The sequence below is a fragment of the Halalkalibacter krulwichiae genome (genome assembly GCF_002109385.1).
Taxonomy (GTDB): domain Bacteria; phylum Bacillota; class Bacilli; order Bacillales; family Bacillaceae_D; genus Halalkalibacter; species Halalkalibacter krulwichiae.
This window is the reverse complement of the sequence record NZ_CP020814.1, coordinates 2104491-2121572: the sequence shown is the minus strand read 5'-3', so window position 1 is coordinate 2121572 and position 17082 is coordinate 2104491. Positions and strand designations below refer to the sequence as shown.

Sequence of the window (17082 nt, the reverse complement as noted above, 5' to 3'; positions counted from 1 at the left end):
AAATGAGGGGTGTCTGTGAAAGACAATAATCGTTACGGCCGCAGATAGTGTTACTATAGTTTATGAAGTGGTTGTCGATTTTATCAACTCTATGAGGTGATACCATTGCGCAGTTTCCGATATTTTCAAGAATGTTCTTAGAACTAAATTGAAATGAGGTGTCTGTGAAAGACAATAATCGTTACGACCGCAGATCATATAACCGTAATACGATCTAATGAGGTGATTGCATTGTACAGCGTCCAGAATTTTCAAGAGTGTTCCTAGAACATAAAGGAAATGAGGGGTGTCTGTGGAAGACAATAATCGATACGGCCGCAGAGTATTGGAGAAGTTGTAAGTGATTTGGAAGGAGATGACCACGTTCTCGTTGGTCATCTCCTTTTTTAGTATGACGAATTGTAATATTAAGTGCGACACCTAAAAATAAACATAAAAAACCCATGATCCTTCGTGTAAAATGAAGTTACCACACAACCCTTACACGGAGGTATATCATGAGCTACTCCCATCTTACCACGTTTGAACGTGGACGACTAGAAGCCCTTCAAAAGCTGGGCTGGTCTACTAGACAAATCGCTAAAGAACTAAATCGTCACCATTCAACTATTGCTCGAGAATTGAAACGAAATAGTACCCATGAATATGCTAGTACAGTGGCTCAAGAAAAGTACATAGAGCGCCGTAAAGACTGTAAACCAAAAGGGAAATGGTCTGTCTCCTTAGCTGAAATTATTGAAGAAAAACTTCAATTAACCTGGTCGCCTGAACAGATTATTGGGCGCTTGTCAGAACTACATATTTCTTTTAAGACCATTTATCGTTGGCTCTATCTAGGCTTATTAAATAAGTCAGATCTAACCGTCCTTCGTCACAAAGGTAAACGACAAAAACCCGTTGAAACTAGGGGGCGTTTTAACATTGGAACCTCGATTAACCAGCGTCCAAAAGAAGTAAAAAAACGAACCACATTTGGTCACTGGGAACTTGATACGATTGTTTCAAGTCGAGGAAAAAGTAAAGGGTGTTTGGCTACCTTTGCGGAACGAAAAACACGAATGTACCTTGCTGTAAAGATGGAGAATCGAAGTTCTTCATCCATGGAAACAGCCATTTTAACCACGTTTGACAACTATCCCCTAGGGGTTTTTAAGACATCAACGGTTGACCGTGGGAAAGAATTTGCGTGCTACTCAAGCATTGAAGAACAAGTAGATATGTCTGTTTATTTTGCCGATCCATATGCTTCCTGGCAGCGTGGAACGAATGAGAATGCTAATGGTCTCTTACGTGAATTTTTCCCTAAGAAGACTGATCTAGCTCTAATTACAGAAGAAGAGCTAGAGTTAGCCTTGCATTTAATTAATCCCGTCCAAGAAAATGTCTTGGTTGGAAAACTTCATACGAAGCATTTTGGGAAGAAGTGTCGCAGTTAGATTGACAAACCGTCGTATAAAAAAAAGAAAGGTCAAATAATTGACCTTCCTTCTTTTTTCTGACCAATAACCTAATTCAAGTATCGTAATTCAAGTTACAATTGGGGCAAACGATTTTTCAACCTATCTCCCCTGCTACCATTCAGCAAGAGCATAAGCACGTAGAATAACATCGTCGTTCCTGTTGTATATGTGAACATCAACTTGATGGGAATAGGTTCAGGGGTCGATATTTATCGACCTCACCTTTAGATTGTGTTTTCATTAATAGAACTATACCATCATTTCATGAGTAAATTTCAATAATAATTCTCCCCAAAACGAAAGTAACATAATTTAACCCCATCGTCCGCTATTTGTTAGACGATGGGGTTAAATTAATTTTCTTCTTTTCTAGGAGGCTTCGGACCAAAGAATTGATAATAATCGACTTTTAAGTTCCCATTATATAATTTTCGCTTTTTAGTTGCCTTTTTGCCATATAACTCTTCAAAGCCTTCATGAGATGTCAAAATGTAAATAGACCACGTATCTAAGTGTTGTGAAAACGCATTTCCCATTTCTTTATACATTTGCTCTACTTCAGGTCGTTCTCCTAGGCGCTCCCCATAAGGTGGGTTTCCAACTAAGATTCCATATTCACCACGATGGCGTAAGTCTTTAACCTGCATCTGCTTAAATTGAATCAAATCTCCAAAGCCAGCTTCCATTGCATTATTACTTGCTAACTCAACACTGCGATGATCAATATCCGTTCCTAAAATATCTAACTTTTGGTCGTAGTTAGCAACATCTTCTACTTCCTGTCTAGCCTCATTCCAAACCTTTTTCCCAATCCAATGCCAATCTTCAGAAACAAAATCACGATTGAACCCAGGAGCAATATTCTGACCGATCATTGCGGCTTCTATCGGGATCGTACCCGACCCTACAAACGGATCAACAAAAGGTCGATCGGCTTTCCAAGGCGTAAGCATAATCATTGCTGCAGCCAATGTTTCTTTTAATGGCGCTTGGTTATGTAAGTAACGATATCCACGTTTATGAAGTCCTTGACCACTTGTATCAATAGTAAGTGTAGCAACATCTTTATGAAGCGCAACCTCTATACGATACAAAGGTCCATCTTCATCAAACCAGCCTCTTTTATAGCGCTTTTTCATGCTTTCAACGACTGCTTTTTTTACAATTGCCTGGCAATCAGAAACACTGAATAGTTTTGATTTAACCGATCTTCCAATCACCGGAAATTCTGCATGCACAGGGATGAGATCTGCCCAAGGTAATGCCTTAGTTTTTTCAAATAATTCATCAAATGTGAATGCTTTAAACTCAGCAACTTTAAGTTTTACACGATCAGCTGTTCGCAGCCATAAGTTCGCTCTAGGAATAGCTGAAACATCCGCAGTAAATGTTACTTTTCCATTTTCTACTTGAACATCTTCATACCCTAAATCCTTTACTTCACGAGCAACTAGTGCTTCGAGTCCCATTGTTGCTGTTGCAATTAATGTAACTTTTTCCATTATGTACTCCTTCAAAATGAGTTATTGCCTTTATTATACGTTGTTATGTGAGTGAAAACAAACGAGGTAGAGCTTATAGAAAAAGGCAAGACCGGCCTTTTTCTTATTGAACCTTCCTAGCATTTCTAAGAAGTGCATGGCTTCTCTCCCTGCGCGCCACTCTGAGAAAACCACTCAGAGTGGCTTTAAAATCTTGCAGGGGCTCCGCTCATGCTTAGAGCTTATAGAAAAAGGCAAGACCGGCCTTTTTCTATAAGCTCTACAAAAAAATCCCCTTAAAGGGGGTTGGTTGTTCATCCATTAAGTATTCGATAAGCCATGTTCTGTTCCTTTGTACTGCAAACGGTGATGAACCTCGTACTCCGGTGGTAACCATCTATCTACAAGGTATTCCTTGTCCTTCTATACTGTTCATTTCCAGTTTATAAGAAGATTCCCCTACCATATTTTGGGTTTCTCGCTCGTGGGGTTTACCTCGTTCCACTCTAATCGTTTCCGATTAGACTTCGTCACTGTGGCACTTTCAAAGGTATCACACCATATCTAAAGACTTAGGTGCTTCCCTTGCCGTTAGCCCAGTCTCAACCAGACTACCCTAGCTTATGAATTGGCTAGGCACGATCACTACGAACATCTCAGTTCGTGCGAGCATGGACTTTCCTCTACACGAAGATCGTGCAGCGGTTACCTGAATACTTAATGCTGTCTAAAGCGACAAAACATAGTATACCTCAAGCAATAAACAATTTCAATGGTAATTTATTTATTTTTTCTTATCGCTTGTCTAGCTAATGCATCAGCTGTTTTATTTTGATTACTTGGAATCCACTTCATGAAGAATAGGTCCAGCTGATCAATCATTTTAACTGCTTCTTCTAGATAAGGTTGATACTTTTTATTTTTAACATATCGCTTTTCAATCGCATCATCAATTAATTTTGAATCTGTTCGGAAAGAAACCATGTTAATTTTTTTCTCTAAACAAATTTCAAGAGCATAAATTAACGCCTCATATTCAGCTTCATGATTTGACATCGGACCTAATGGAACAGCGTGATGTTCTACTTGTCCATTTTTATAATTTATAAATATGCCAGCCCCAGACCATCCTGGATCACCAGCACTCGCTCCATCAATGTATACCTCAACCATGAATCATTCTCCTACTCGTACAATTTACTGCCAAAAACCTTCTTTTCAAGATTTGAAAGTCGTTGTAGAATATCATAGTTTGTACTTCCTACTGTTTGTGCAGGAGCCTGACGTTGAGAGCGTTCAGAAAGTTTCTTCACTTCACGCTTTAATGTTGCATTTTCTTGTTCCAATAATTCTACTTTTCTTTGGAACAGTTCGTAATCTTGTATAATTGCATCTAAAAATTTATCAACCTCATCTGGACTATATCCCCGCATACTTGTTTTAAAATCTTTTTCTAAAATTTCCTTAGCAGTAAAACGGATACTTTGTTGGCTCATTCCCATCACCTCTTAATATGTACGGCTTCATTTCTATTTTTCCAAAGATTTGCTAACTTGTCAATTTGAATTATTTCAATTCAAAATCCATCAAAATTCTCAAATTGCTCTTCTTGTACTAGTATATCAAGATCTAGTGGCGTTATGATTAAAATTGGAAAATACTCTTTATCGGCACGTCTCTTAGCTGCTTCCAAATAATAAGTAGGCGACCCTTGTTTCTCTTCATCATAGAGCAACAGTAATCCTTCTGCTTTTGAAATTAAAAACTCATTTTTTTGTTTGAGTTGCAATGGACTCTCATACGGTCTTCTAGTAATACTATCTACAAAGTCAGCTTGAGAAATAATTTCATGATAATATTGTTGTGAAGTTTCTTGCCAATTTTCCTCTTGGTTTAAAAAAGGGGTTAATACCGCTAATTGTAATTGAGGAATTTCGTTTTTAAGCTCAAGAACAACATCAGCAACCCAAAGTTCCACTCCTAGTTGCCCACTAATGATTACCCATTCAAGCCCTTCGTCAATTAATCCTCTCAACTTTTGCTCAAATGCTTTTTTAATAAAATAAATACCTTTATGCTTCTGATCAAAAATCCCTAATTCATGACTTTTATAGCCTGAAACAACAATTGATTTCATTAGAATACGCTCCTTGATCTGTCATAAAGGAAAAAGAAGCAAACAAGAACTACGTTCGCTTCTTTCTTTCCATCTTAAGCTTTTAGCGGCCACACTTTTTGCCGTATGGCGACATTGCCCCTGCTACCTGTGGACCATATCCTGGTCCCATTCCTGGTCCTGGTGACATTGCTCCTGCTACTTGCGGGCCGAATCCTGGTCCCATTCCTGGCCCCATTCCCGGTCCTGGCGACATTGCTCCTGCTACTTGCGGGCCTCCGACAAATTGTTGGTTAAACACTTGCTGACTTTGTGAAGTTGTGTGCGGGAAGCTCGCGACATGCTTATACACATGATTCGTATTATAGTGCGTGTGTGAAGGGAATACATGTGGAACGATATATTCACATGTTTTATCTACTATTTGTTGTTGAGTTGGCGCTACTTGCGCAGGCATAACTTGCGTTGTTGTTGGTAATTTACAAACGTTTGGTCTAGGTTTACAAAACATAGATTAATTCCTCCTTTTATTTTTGAGTCACTATTAACCTATGTAATGTAAGGAACAGGTGTACTAGTTGAATGTCCAAATTAGCGCCTAATCATTTTACAGAAAGGAAAATAGGCAAATAACTTATAAAAGAAAGAAAGCTGAATCTCGCATTTCACTCATTACATATAAAGTAAAACCAATCATCAAAAAAAACAAGACTAAAATTGCCCGATACATTTCGTTCACTCATTTCATAAAAAGAATATCGAACATATTGTAATAGTTCCTACACATAATGACAATTCTTTTTTTCTAAATACATAAACTTACAAAGCTCTCCCTCTAGATGCTGAAACTTGTCTGAAAATTGGTATTTTTGCGCTTCCCCAGGAAATGCACATTTAACGGAGCTTATTTTCTAATCGACTTATTCTTTGGTTTGCATCTGCTATTAACTTTTTTTGTTTTTCTTTCGAGCTCTTCGATAGGAAGGAACTGCCTTTTAAAGCTTCATAACTAAAGAATAGTGCCTTTTCATAGTCTTTTAGTTTATGTTCACATATTTTTGAGCTTTCAATAGCTGCAAAATATGTGAATGCTTCTGTGCCGATCAACTTTTGAAATGCTGACAGTGCTATTTCAAACTCACCACGTTGTTTCCTTGCTTTCGCATACGAAAACATACTCGACTCAGCTTCGTAGCTACCTAGTCCTTTAAGCTGATTAAATAGCTCCATTGCTATTTCTCTTTCTCCTATCGCTTCGTACCAGCGAGCTACTTCAAATTTTTCCCGAGGCAATACTGCATCGCTATCACAATCTAATATCACTTTAGATAAATGAGTATACAAAGTCATTAATGATAAAACATCCCACTCATGGTGTTGAAAGATCCCTTTAACAAATTCAGGGTCTTGTTCTTTTAAAAAGTCAAAGTATAACATCGGGGCCATATAACTGGGTGTATCTTCAATTCGATTGAATTTCAGAATCTCTTGCTCAACAATTGAAAGCTTACAAGAAGGCAATACATCTTTCCAAAATCTTCTTGAAGCATGTAATAAGTCAAAGTGGCCAAACTTCGGTAATTGTGGTACTTGATTACGAACAAAAGTATGGCGAGTCTTTACTTGGGGCCAATCAAATGCTTTTCCGTTATAAGTAACTAAGTTCCCTAAATTACCAATATCTGTTAAAAAATAATGATAAAGAGCAACTTCGGATTCAGGCCCAGGAAGAAAATACTGCTTTATTTTCACCGACTCCGACTGTACTCTACAGTACCCTAGCATAAAAATCGTATTCCCAGCTCCACTACTTAAGCCAGTTGTTTCCGTGTCAAAAAAGACTAAATCCTCTAATTTTCTCCCTTTTGCTGATAATGGATGATCATTTTGGTGATTTTGCCATTTCTCCAATACTTGTTTAATATCAGAAAACAAATATCTTCCATGTGGGTGATTTATATCATAGTCCTTTTCACGAATAAGTGTATAGCCATCTTCAAACCAGTACGGTTTTGTTTGTAACGCTTCCCATTCTCTTTCATAGGGAATTTCCTGTTTTTGTTCTAGTTGTTCTTTCATACTTGTAGGATCGGCATTGCTTTTTATTCCCATATGATTTTTCATACGAGATAGCTTATTTTTCATTGTCACTTATTTGCCTCCCCTTCCCTATGATAATAAGTTAATGAAACGTTTTACTAACATCTTTGAATTCACTTCACTTGCTCCTACACATGAAGGACATCCTTGATCACAAGGACAAGCTGTAATTAAATGTTCAACTTGCTTTAAGATTTTTGACAAATTATTGAATACCTCTTTCGCTAAACCAATTCCTCCTGGATAACGGTCATAAAGAAAAATAGTAGGTAACTCCGAATGTTCGGCTTTCATTTGCGGCACAACATGAAGATCGTGACGATCACACATAACAAATACAGGCGCTACCTGTTGTAACAATTGAGCTAAACCAGTTAACGCTTGGTCAAAAGTTCCTTCCCCAAAACGATTTGTTATTTCTTGTGAAAAGCTTATCCACATAGCATTTGTGTGAAGTTCTTCTTCAGGTAGATGAATCGGACCAGAGCCTATATTTTCAAAAGTAGAAAGTCGAATTTTCTTGAAAATTGTAGCTTTAGCATTTACCATAACATCACCATAACTCACCGTTATGTCATCTTCAGGTCTTTTCTGGTCTTCCTCCAAGACACGGAGTTGAATAGCCAAATTAGCATCTGTGAAATATTCAACATTTACTTCTCGTACAAATGCCTTTTTTTCATCCCAATCCAAAAATTCAACTTGATATTGTACTCCCTGATGTAAGTAAATAGCCTCATCATGTAGCAAGGTCATTGCACTAAAGCGATCCATCTCACCAATAACAGTTGAGTTGCTTACATCAGATTGATCAATAATGATTACATTTTCTTGCGAAGCTGAACGCAAACTAATTCCGTGCGCTGGAAATGCATCGTTCATCCAATACCATTTATTCGCTCGTTCAAGCAACACTTGCTCCTCAGTAAGAAACTCTAGTATCTCTTCAATGTCCACTCCATCAAAAGTCTCGCCACGCTTAAATGGGAGCTCATAAGCGGCACATTTTAAATGATCAACTAAAATAATTAAATTATTTGGGTTAATACGAGCTGACTCAGGATTGCGCTCAAAAAAGTATTCTGGATGCTGAATAATGTATTGATCTATTGGATTTGAACCAGCTACCATAATGATGACAGACTCATTTTGTCTTCTTCCCGCCCTACCCGCTTGTTGCCAAGCACTAGCGACAGAACCAGGATAGCCTGTCATAATACAAACCTGAAGCTGTCCGATATCAACACCTAACTCTAAAGCATTAGTACTAACTACGCCTACTATCTCACCTTGACGTAAACCCCGCTCAATCTCCCGACGTTGTTTCGGTAAATATCCACCACGATATCCTCGAATGGTTTCAGGGCCTAGATACTTCCTTGTTAACTGCTGCAGATGACTTAAAATAATTTCTACACGCACACGACTTCTAGCAAATACAATCGTTTGAATTTTATTTTCTAAAAACTTTCTAGCTAATTGATTCACTTCAACGGTTGCACTTTGTCGAATATTCAAAGCCTTGTTTAAAATGGGTGGATTGTAAAATAAAAAATGCTTCTTTCCCCTAGGAGCCCCATTTTGATCAATAAGCCTCATAGGATCGCCTGTTAATTCTTGAGCTAATTCTTTAGGATTAGCAATTGTAGCAGACGTACAAATGAAAACAGGATCACTTCCATAATATTTTGCTATACGTTTCAACCTCCGAATGACATTGGCAACATGACTACCAAAAACCCCTCTGTATGTATGCAGTTCGTCAACGATAACGTATTTTAAGTTTTCGAAAAAAGCAACCCATTTTGTATGATGGGGTAAGATAGCTGAATGTAACATATCTGGATTCGTTATCACAATATGGCCTGCTTTCCGAACAGCCTGACGAATATTAGGGGCTGTATCTCCATCATATGTGAAGCATTTTACATTGATCCCTATTTCATCAATCATTTCATTAAGCTCACTCTTTTGATCTTGAGCTAGAGCCTTTGTAGGAAACAGATACAACGCCCTGCTTTCTTCATTATCGACAATCTCCTGAAGGACAGGCAAATTGTAGCACAGTGTTTTCCCTGATGCTGTTGGAGTTACTGCAACAACATTTTCTTTGTTCCTCGTATACAAAAAGGCTTCTAGTTGATGCGAGTACAAAGCGCCGATCCCACGCTTTGATAAAGCTTTTTCAATCCGCGTATCCAATGCCTCAGGAAATGGTTTGACTTTAGCGTCGACCGCATCGATTTCATGCCAGTGCACAATTTGTTCTTTCCATTGTTGATCATATTTTAGTTCATTTAAAACATGCTCTAAATTTTGTTTAAACATTCCGCTCCACCTCAATTTCAATTACTTTCATTTTAGCGAATGTTTGTTTGTTTTTCTATAATAACCATTAAATTAGAATTTGGAAAAATATATGTATTCCATTTATCCTTTATCTTACAACTATGCAAACGACGAATAAAAACATCGCAAATTACTGATTATATAAAATGTTTGATAATGATCAAACACATATTTAAAGGGGGAAGAAAAATGGAAATGTTCGGTCGAAAACGCAAAAAGAAAAATGGAAATGGTTTAATGATGTCAATGGTAGGTATTGGGATTGGAGCTGCAGCTTACAGCATGATGAGAAATCGCAACGGAAACGGAATGAATATGAACAATATGATGGAACCTATTAAAGACATGATTTCACAAAACCGTGACCAATCTTAACAGACCATGAATAGGGGCTAACCAAACCCCTATTCTTCTAAGCAATTTCCCCCCTTCCCAAAATGGGCGGTGCGTTTCTGTTCTCGCTCTTGAACTCTCTGTTATTACATACCTTCAGCCAAAACTGAAAAACCACTTAGAACACATATCTAAGTGGTTTTAAAACTAGTTTAAACTATTCCATTCATCGGAAAGTTCTCTTAACTTCGATTTTATATTTTCAACTGCTTTTAAATCGCCTATCTTTTGAAAATGAGATAGTTCTATTAAAAAATAATCAATTTCACGATAAACAGATTCGTTACTTCTTTTTACATCAATTTGTTTTGATGCCGCTTTAATTGTAAAGTCAATATCATTATCCAACACCTTTAGAACATTAGCACTCTTTAACTTTGCTTCAATTAATTCAAGATAACCTTTATGTCGCTTGAAAATTAATTTATTATTTACTTCACTATTATAAATGTTTAATATCATTTTCCCTTTATTAAATCCCCAAAAAATACGATATTTATTTTCAAGGACTCCACTAATTAGTTTATCCAACTGCTTCTTAGGAACATGAATAGACAGGTCATTGTAATGTGTCGCTTCCATTTCATACACTCCTCACCTATTGGTTTTGATCGTGTGTATACAAAGATATTCATCGTAGACGTCAAACATTAACTTAAATGTTCAAAAAAATAAATGTAAGCCCTTACAATACTATTATATTCATTTTTTTGAAATCATGCTAAAGTTTTTATTTAAAGATGAGAAAAATAAAGACAACCTAAGATTCAAAACTTAGATTGCCTTAACATTTTTTAATATATCTCCATGAAGAGCTCCTTTACTTTCGAAGCCACATAATAACTACTGCGCTTATCTTCTACGTTTTCCATCATCATGAGAATAAGCAATTCAGGGTCTTCTACATCCATCCCAATAAACCAACCCGTTTCTGCGCCACCACTCTCCGCATCACGGGAAGCTTTGTGTTCTGCCGTTCCTGTCTTCCCCGCTAGCTTCACCTGATCCAAATTTACATGAGAAGCTGTTCCATTATGATTCTGAATAACTTCAATCATTGCATCTAAGACAATTGATGCATTTTGTTCACTAATGACCCCTTCCAACCAAAATGTCGGTTGTTCTTCTTCCAAAAGAATCGGATTCGGTATCGAGCCGTTATTTACAAAGGTCGAATACATCAGCGCCAGGTGAAGAGGGTTGACCAAAAGTTGACCTTGACCATATGCTGTATCAGCTAGCAAAACATCAGAATCAATTTGATTTTGTGCAATTTGCGATTCAGCAAAATTAGGATAAGAAAAAGGCAACTTTTCGTTAAAAGCAAACTGTTGCAAACCTTCCTCAAACGACTCAATCCCTAAGTCAGTTGCAACTTTCGCAAAGTAAATATTATCCGAATACATCATCGCTTCATTTAGATTAAGTTGCGAAAGCGGATTAGAGACACGTCTAACAGAATGATTACCCATGACTCATCCTTTTTCCAACCAGCATCAGAGCTTTCTATTCTAACTTCTGGGTCCAACCCATTTTCAAGCGCAATAGCAGCCGTGATTGGTTTAATAGTGGAACCTGGAATAAATGATTGGGCAAACCGATTCGTTAACGGTCTATCTGGATCACTTTCTAATTCAGTATACTGTTCTGACGACATCCCTAAAATGAAATCATTTGGGTTATAAGAAGGATAGTTAACAAGGGCAAGAACCTCACCTGTAATTGGATGGATAGCGACTCCTGTTCCCATATCCTGATCTTGATCAAATTTATCAAACATAGCTTCTTGAATACCTAAATCCATCGTTAATTGAATCGATTCGCCATTGACGGATTCTTTTTTCTGAATAATATGTTTTTCTATTCCGTCAATTGATTCAATATATACTTCACCACCGCTTTGACCACGTAATCGCTCTTCAAAAATAGCTTCAAGTCCCGTTCTACCGATAGTCGAATCATTCTGATACTTGTAATCTGTATCGTTTTCTAATTCTTCCTGCCTCACCATTCCAATATATCCAATTAAATGAGCCGCTGCTTCTCCAGCTGGGTATACTCTAGCAGAAACTTCTCGATACGTAGCGACAGGAATAGATTCGTACAATTCTTCGACGAATTCTTTTTCATTGGAGCCTACCTTTTTTATCGGTACAAAAGTATCCGGCCCAACCCAACTTTGGTCCAATTGGGCTTGAATATATTCTACTGATACACCAACTTTCTCACTTACTTCATCGATCTCTTCTTCATTTTCCATCCGTCCTGGAACAAGCCCTATCTCATAGATTTCAGCATTTATAGCAAGCGGCTTTCCATTCCGGTCGTAGATTTCTCCTCTCTCTTCGGGAAACATAATTCTCAACTTAACTTGATCGTCATCTTCCATTAGAGGAAATATCATTGACGGTGTCCATTCGACACCCCATTTCTTTTCTTCTTCATCAAAAATCATTGTTGCAATTGAATCAAAGGTTAAGTCTCCTGTAAACATGGATAGACTCTTTTCATACTGTAATTGTACCTCTGTCCCCCTTGCGCTTTCATCTTCTTCTATTTCCGGTTGCAAAAGTTGGATTGCAATATCGCTAGCTTTTATTTCATCATATGTAGATTGAAATAACTCCTTGAATTCTTCTGCCGATAGATTTGTCTGTGAGCTTAAAGTAAGATATTCGTACATATCTTCATAATCCCCAGATTCCCAACTACTGATAAAATTTTGAAATACTTCCTCAGGTGGCGTAATCGATTCTGAACACGCTGCCAAAACAAGAAATAAAACAGAAATAAAGAAGCCTATATAAATTTTTTTATTAAGCATTTCTCTCCCCTTCCCAAATAAGTAAAATATATACATTTTATATTAGGTAATTCTCCTCCTCTTTTCAACAATTTTGTTTGTCCTACATGTAAATCAAATTTAAATAAAAAGACATTGTCCATATGGACAATGTCTTGATAGTAGTATCATTTATAGTTTTACAACGTTAGCTGCTTGTGGTCCACGGTCGCCTTCAACGATTTCAAACTCAACAGATTGACCTTCGTCAAGTGATTTGAAACCTTCACCAGTAATAGCGCTGAAGTGTACAAATACGTCATTTCCGCCTTCTACTTCAATGAAACCGAATCCTTTTTCTGCGTTAAACCATTTAACTGTACCAGTTTGTGCCATGCTTTAAAACCCCAATCTTAAAATAATTTACTTAATATGCAATCGTATTTACAATCCGAGGTAAATAAAAATTCACATATTATAAGGAACATCAACCACGAATCGAGTGAATATCCCTTATAACATGTGAATAATAAACTCTTAAAAGTGTTGCTATTGATGCAATTGTTCTTATGGGTAAATCTAAGGATCCATCATCAATTCCCACACGATGAAAGCCCTACCTCTCGTTCATCCTTGCGGCTCCTTGACCGCGCCAGCTGAATGAAAAGCGCTTTTCACTAGGTTATCGACGACCTCTGATATCAATATACCTCATTTCACTAAATAATGCAACCAACTTTTATCTGTAAATAGTCACACACAACCTGTACCACAACACAATAAAAAAAGAAAAAAACAGAGCATTTTCCGTAGATGCTCTGTTTTTTTAAAATGTTAGTTTCTGCTGTAATAGTCATTAATAGATTGAAGAATGGACTGATCTTCCTTAATTTCAACTGGCTTTCTGTTCGTTCCCGTCTGTGCTTTTTGCATATTTTCCATCTCCCTTTTTAAATTGTTTGAATTGTTTTACTCTTCTTGTTTTTATTATATGCCTCTGTACTATAATAGTCAACACATTTTTAACAATTGTATTAATACATTTTTTCCGCTTCATGTTTATACTGTGAAATACCTAGCTCACTTCTGCACATCGACTTATTGTTCACTGCAATACTTTTAAGAACAGTGATATAAAAAAAGCATTTGAACGGATCATATGAATGATCTTTTCAAACACTATTGGATATTTTATGATAAGTTATGCTTAAGAGAATGCCCTTCCCTTCCCTGAATCACTAATAGCTATAAGTCCTTCAGGATACGGTTCAAAATATGTCTGATTCAATAAGTATTTATTCTCAAAACGATAACACCAAGACCTTAAGATTCCTATTAGGCTGCTTAACGGTATTTTTTTCTCTCTGTATTGTTCGAGTAGCTGAATAAAGTGCGTTCGTTCTGCTATTGTTAAATATTTAGAAAAATATCCGAACACATGCTGACAAACATTTATATGGGAAGTCGCCTTAATTGGAATGGAGAATAATTCATAAAGACCTTTTTCATACACTTGAAAAACACGCTCCATTTGTTCACCCGAATGGTTACCAATCACTCTGCCAAGTTCTCTTACCTTTTCTTGATTACATGCCATAAACAAGTATTTGTTTTTCGCATGAAAATTTATTAATTCATTTATTTTCCTACTTTGTTTGACTATACGAAAGTCAGCAACTGTAAATAAATGAGTGAAGAAATGTTCTCTAAGTATAAAATTTTTGAGCCTTCCTTCATCTTCTATAGGAAGAAAAGGGAATAATGCAAGAACACGCTCTGTAAACATTCCGCTTCCAGTACGAATTACAGGCGACTTCTCTACATTTGCATAAACTTTCGCATCTGTTATTGCACAGCTTGGTGATCGGCTTTTTAGAACGAAACCGTCAACTTCTTTTCTATTTGCTAGGAATTCCTGAGCAAAGCCTTTCATCTGTTCGGTCAGATTCAATTGAGATTTAGGTTGAATTAATTGAGTTGCTTCTCCATCCGTAACTAACCTTATCGCTTCACGCGGAGTCTCTAACCCGATTTCTACTTCAGGACAAACAGGAATGAAATCAACATATTCACCTAATTTGGCGATTAGAGCTTCATTAATTTTACCACCGTTGTATCTACAAGCTTCAAATTCCATACATTTGCTCACAATAACCTTTGGTGTAGCAAATACCCGCAAACTCCTCACCTCTTAACTTTAGTCATCTAATACCATGTGAACGAAATACAAAAGCAACTCTATCTTCTATATAAGAAGGGTGATTTTGTATACCATTCTGCTATTTCTTTTTTTATGACAAGAACTAGTTGACCTCGGATACAGAAACATCATTTAAACTATCCCCGAATACAAACACTTCATTCATGGTAAAACCTTCGCTTTAAAGTCCAAACTAGTGTTAATGAAACTGAAATACATATTGGCCAATTACCTTTCTTTTGACAATCCTATCTATATCGCCCTTTCTTTTAACTACTAAATATGTTCTGTTTAATCGTAGGAACTTAAGGCTAAGAGAGCAACTAATTAGCTTTGGATTACCTCCAGTTCAGCTCACCCAAAGTATACTTCATTCCTTAAACATAAAAAAACATGCTATCAAAGCATGTTTTCGTCTTACTATTTCTTTTTGTTCTCTTTCTGTTCATACTCGCTCATCATTAAATTAATATTCGCCAACTCTTCATCAGCATCTTTTGCCAGAATCTGCTCAATAGTATGAGATACTCGATTGCCTAACATCATGACCCAAAAAAACATCAAGAAAAAAGCGGATAGCAAAATAATTAATGTAGCTAAGTACATATGAACAGCCCCCTCGCCCTTTTATACATAATACGAGGGAACTTATCGTTTGATGCATAGTTTTTCCTTTTCGTTCCATACTAATGGAAACGTTTGTTTATACGGAGGTTGATGTACCTTGAAAAAGAACAGTGTAATCCTTTTAATTGGGGCAAGTATTGTGTTGTCAAGTTGTGGCGCAGAAGACGAAGCAAACATTGTCAATGATGTCGAAGCTCAACAACTTCAAACAGAACAGATTGCTCCTGAAGCACCTAGTATTAGACAACAAAACCGTGAAAGAAATAGGCAAGATAATGATTATTCAATTTATGCAAACGAAGCTGGATTTTATCTTAGTCAAACAGCCACTTTATTAGAACAGATTGCCCCTATCTTTGATAAGAATAACGTGAATACCAATAAGCTTAATCAAACGTTATCGTTGATTGAACAAATTCAAAGTGAGAGTGAATCATTTATGAACTTGGACCGCCCTGAACCTTTTGACGGCTTCCACCATGTTCACTTAGCTACATTAATTGAGGTTGATGCTCTTAAGAGGGTTATGTCTGATATGAAAAATCCCATACACCCATTACAATTAACTAATGCCAGAGTGTATTATGAAAATGCTGTACAGTCTCATAAATTAATGGAACGTGAATATTTATCGATTACCGAGGAATTAGGTATCTATTAAGAATCAAAAAAAGCAGGGAGTTGTCACTTCCTGCTCATTATCTACGGCCATGCGCAGCATCATCAACTAAATCTGCTATATCTCCAACGGCACCACCGATTGATTCGAATGGTCGTGGTAAATTTACGTGATGCTCTAACGCATTTATACGATTAATAATTCTTCGATCCGTTGTAATGTAGATATTACTTAGATCAGCTACTTCTTTGATCTCTTCTTTTACAGTACCGATTAGTTTAGGACGATCTTGTTCACTTGATTCAAGTGCAACAACAATTCTTTGACCATCTGTGATAACATGGGCATCTCGCACATTTTCCAATGACTCGACTCTTTGTTCAATTTCTCTTGTAATTCCATCTTTGGCTTGAGAATCAAACTGTTGAACTTTTGCCTTCCGATCCACATTAGGATTATTACTGTGTACGTATCTACCTCTTATAACCCCTGGTCGATTGCTTAAAATTCTTTGACCATAACGCGTGCCCTCATTGTCCATACTAAGATCACGTCTACCTGTTACATATGCTCCTTCTTTGTCTAATTTTGAAGCTGGGTCGGTCAACCCTTTTGGAGCGTTATCAGGAACCATTAAGTCGGACAAAGGCCCTTCAAATTGTCTTGTTTGAGCTACACCATATCCATTGAACCCTTCTTCTCTATTCGAATTGGCACCCATTTCTGCTTGTTGCGGAATTGTACATCCTGCTAGCATCATTGCTAAAATCAGGAAAATTGATAACTTCATTGGAACCCCTCCTACTTCTATTGTGCGATTCTCTTTCGTTTTTCAAACTGAAAATATTTAGAAATCGGACAACCGCAAACGAGAAAGATGTCGATTTTTTTCTTATTCAATCTAATTATGACTACTTTCGTGGAAACACTTTTCAACACTTTTCTTTTGGTTATA

The 17082-nt window shown here is 36.9% G+C and carries 14 protein-coding genes, 1 other RNA gene and 2 pseudogenes; 3 read left to right on the top strand and 14 right to left on the bottom strand.

Features of this window, described 5'->3' with window-relative positions; all coding sequences use genetic code 11:
- Positions 1–497: 497 nt before the first annotated feature.
- Positions 498–1441 (top strand): annotated as a pseudogene (locus BkAM31D_RS10640) (IS30 family transposase).
- A gap of 372 nt (positions 1442–1813) precedes the next feature.
- On the opposite strand, the gene BkAM31D_RS10635 reads toward BkAM31D_RS10640, so the two are convergent.
- The 8 genes from BkAM31D_RS10635 to BkAM31D_RS10600 form a co-directional block, all read right to left on the bottom strand.
- Complete coding sequence (locus BkAM31D_RS10635) at positions 1814–2962, bottom strand: THUMP domain-containing class I SAM-dependent RNA methyltransferase (RefSeq protein WP_066151338.1); 1149 nt, start codon at positions 2960–2962, stop codon at positions 1814–1816.
- Between the two features lie 307 nt (positions 2963–3269).
- Positions 3270–3658: RNase P RNA component class B (gene rnpB, locus BkAM31D_RS10630), an RNA gene on the bottom strand.
- A gap of 63 nt (positions 3659–3721) precedes the next feature.
- Complete coding sequence (locus tag BkAM31D_RS10625; protein ID WP_066151342.1) at positions 3722–4114, bottom strand: reverse transcriptase-like protein; 393 nt, start codon at positions 4112–4114, stop codon at positions 3722–3724.
- 11 nt (positions 4115–4125) lie between these two features.
- Complete coding sequence (gene gpsB, locus BkAM31D_RS10620; protein ID WP_066151344.1) at positions 4126–4437, bottom strand: cell division regulator GpsB; 312 nt, start codon at positions 4435–4437, stop codon at positions 4126–4128.
- A gap of 80 nt (positions 4438–4517) precedes the next feature.
- Positions 4518–5078, bottom strand: a complete 561-nt coding sequence (locus BkAM31D_RS10615; protein WP_066151348.1) for an SLOG family protein — start codon at positions 5076–5078, stop codon at positions 4518–4520.
- A gap of 82 nt (positions 5079–5160) precedes the next feature.
- Positions 5161–5568: a spore coat protein gene (locus tag BkAM31D_RS10610; RefSeq protein ID WP_066151349.1), complete on the bottom strand. Its 408-nt coding sequence runs from the start codon at positions 5566–5568 to the stop codon at positions 5161–5163.
- A 383-nt stretch (positions 5569–5951) separates the two neighbouring features.
- Entirely contained in the window at positions 5952–7202 is a 1251-nt protein-coding gene (locus tag BkAM31D_RS10605; protein ID WP_235820331.1) for a ribonuclease H-like domain-containing protein, read from the bottom strand.
- Between the two features lie 24 nt (positions 7203–7226).
- Positions 7227–9485 (bottom strand): DEAD/DEAH box helicase, encoded by a 2259-nt coding sequence (locus tag BkAM31D_RS10600; RefSeq protein ID WP_066151354.1) that lies wholly within the window; start codon positions 9483–9485, stop codon positions 7227–7229.
- A 210-nt stretch (positions 9486–9695) separates the two neighbouring features.
- Here BkAM31D_RS10600 and BkAM31D_RS10595 point away from each other — a divergent pair, with 210 nt between their 5' ends.
- Positions 9696–9881: a hypothetical protein gene (locus tag BkAM31D_RS10595; protein WP_066151355.1), complete on the top strand. Its 186-nt coding sequence runs from the start codon at positions 9696–9698 to the stop codon at positions 9879–9881.
- A 165-nt stretch (positions 9882–10046) separates the two neighbouring features.
- Here BkAM31D_RS10595 and BkAM31D_RS10590 read toward each other — a convergent pair whose 3' ends face one another.
- The 5 genes and pseudogenes from BkAM31D_RS10590 to BkAM31D_RS10565 form a co-directional block, all read right to left on the bottom strand.
- On the bottom strand, positions 10047–10481 hold the full coding sequence (locus BkAM31D_RS10590) for a hypothetical protein (protein ID WP_066151356.1): 435 nt from the start codon (positions 10479–10481) through the stop codon (positions 10047–10049).
- A gap of 212 nt (positions 10482–10693) precedes the next feature.
- Positions 10694–12582: pseudogene (locus BkAM31D_RS24845) on the bottom strand (penicillin-binding transpeptidase domain-containing protein).
- A gap of 291 nt (positions 12583–12873) precedes the next feature.
- Entirely contained in the window at positions 12874–13077 is a 204-nt protein-coding gene (gene cspD, locus BkAM31D_RS10575; RefSeq protein ID WP_034633915.1) for a cold-shock protein CspD, read from the bottom strand.
- Positions 13078–13888: 811 nt separating this feature from the next.
- A complete protein-coding gene (locus BkAM31D_RS10570) occupies positions 13889–14860 on the bottom strand; it encodes a YbgA family protein (RefSeq protein WP_066151360.1) in 972 nt (323 codons plus the stop codon).
- Positions 14861–15301: 441 nt separating this feature from the next.
- Positions 15302–15487, bottom strand: coding sequence for a hypothetical protein (locus BkAM31D_RS10565; RefSeq protein WP_066151362.1), 186 nt, complete (start codon positions 15485–15487; stop codon positions 15302–15304).
- Between the two features lie 118 nt (positions 15488–15605).
- Here BkAM31D_RS10565 and BkAM31D_RS10560 point away from each other — a divergent pair, with 118 nt between their 5' ends.
- A complete protein-coding gene (locus BkAM31D_RS10560; RefSeq protein ID WP_066151364.1) occupies positions 15606–16169 on the top strand; it encodes a hypothetical protein in 564 nt (187 codons plus the stop codon).
- Between the two features lie 37 nt (positions 16170–16206).
- On the opposite strand, the gene BkAM31D_RS10555 is transcribed toward BkAM31D_RS10560, so the two are convergent.
- Positions 16207–16917: a YhcN/YlaJ family sporulation lipoprotein gene (locus BkAM31D_RS10555; protein WP_066151366.1), complete on the bottom strand. Its 711-nt coding sequence runs from the start codon at positions 16915–16917 to the stop codon at positions 16207–16209.
- Positions 16918–17082 lie beyond the last annotated feature (165 nt).

Coding starts and splice junctions, on each gene's coding strand:
- BkAM31D_RS10635 (WP_066151338.1), bottom strand. CDS start 2,962: ATGGAAAAAGTTACATTAATTGCAACAGCAACAATGGGACTCGAAGCA.
- BkAM31D_RS10565 (WP_066151362.1), bottom strand. CDS start 15,487: ATGTACTTAGCTACATTAATTATTTTGCTATCCGCTTTTTTCTTGATG.
- BkAM31D_RS10610 (WP_066151349.1), bottom strand. CDS start 5,568: ATGTTTTGTAAACCTAGACCAAACGTTTGTAAATTACCAACAACAACG.
- BkAM31D_RS10605 (WP_235820331.1), bottom strand. CDS start 7,202: ATGAAAAATAAGCTATCTCGTATGAAAAATCATATGGGAATAAAAAGC.
- BkAM31D_RS10615 (WP_066151348.1), bottom strand. CDS start 5,078: ATGAAATCAATTGTTGTTTCAGGCTATAAAAGTCATGAATTAGGGATT.
- gpsB (WP_066151344.1), bottom strand. CDS start 4,437: ATGAGCCAACAAAGTATCCGTTTTACTGCTAAGGAAATTTTAGAAAAA.
- BkAM31D_RS10625 (WP_066151342.1), bottom strand. CDS start 4,114: ATGGTTGAGGTATACATTGATGGAGCGAGTGCTGGTGATCCAGGATGG.
- BkAM31D_RS10555 (WP_066151366.1), bottom strand. CDS start 16,917: ATGAAGTTATCAATTTTCCTGATTTTAGCAATGATGCTAGCAGGATGT.
- BkAM31D_RS10595 (WP_066151355.1), top strand. CDS start 9,696: ATGGAAATGTTCGGTCGAAAACGCAAAAAGAAAAATGGAAATGGTTTA.
- BkAM31D_RS10590 (WP_066151356.1), bottom strand. CDS start 10,481: ATGGAAGCGACACATTACAATGACCTGTCTATTCATGTTCCTAAGAAG.
- cspD (WP_034633915.1), bottom strand. CDS start 13,077: ATGGCACAAACTGGTACAGTTAAATGGTTTAACGCAGAAAAAGGATTC.
- BkAM31D_RS10600 (WP_066151354.1), bottom strand. CDS start 9,485: ATGTTTAAACAAAATTTAGAGCATGTTTTAAATGAACTAAAATATGAT.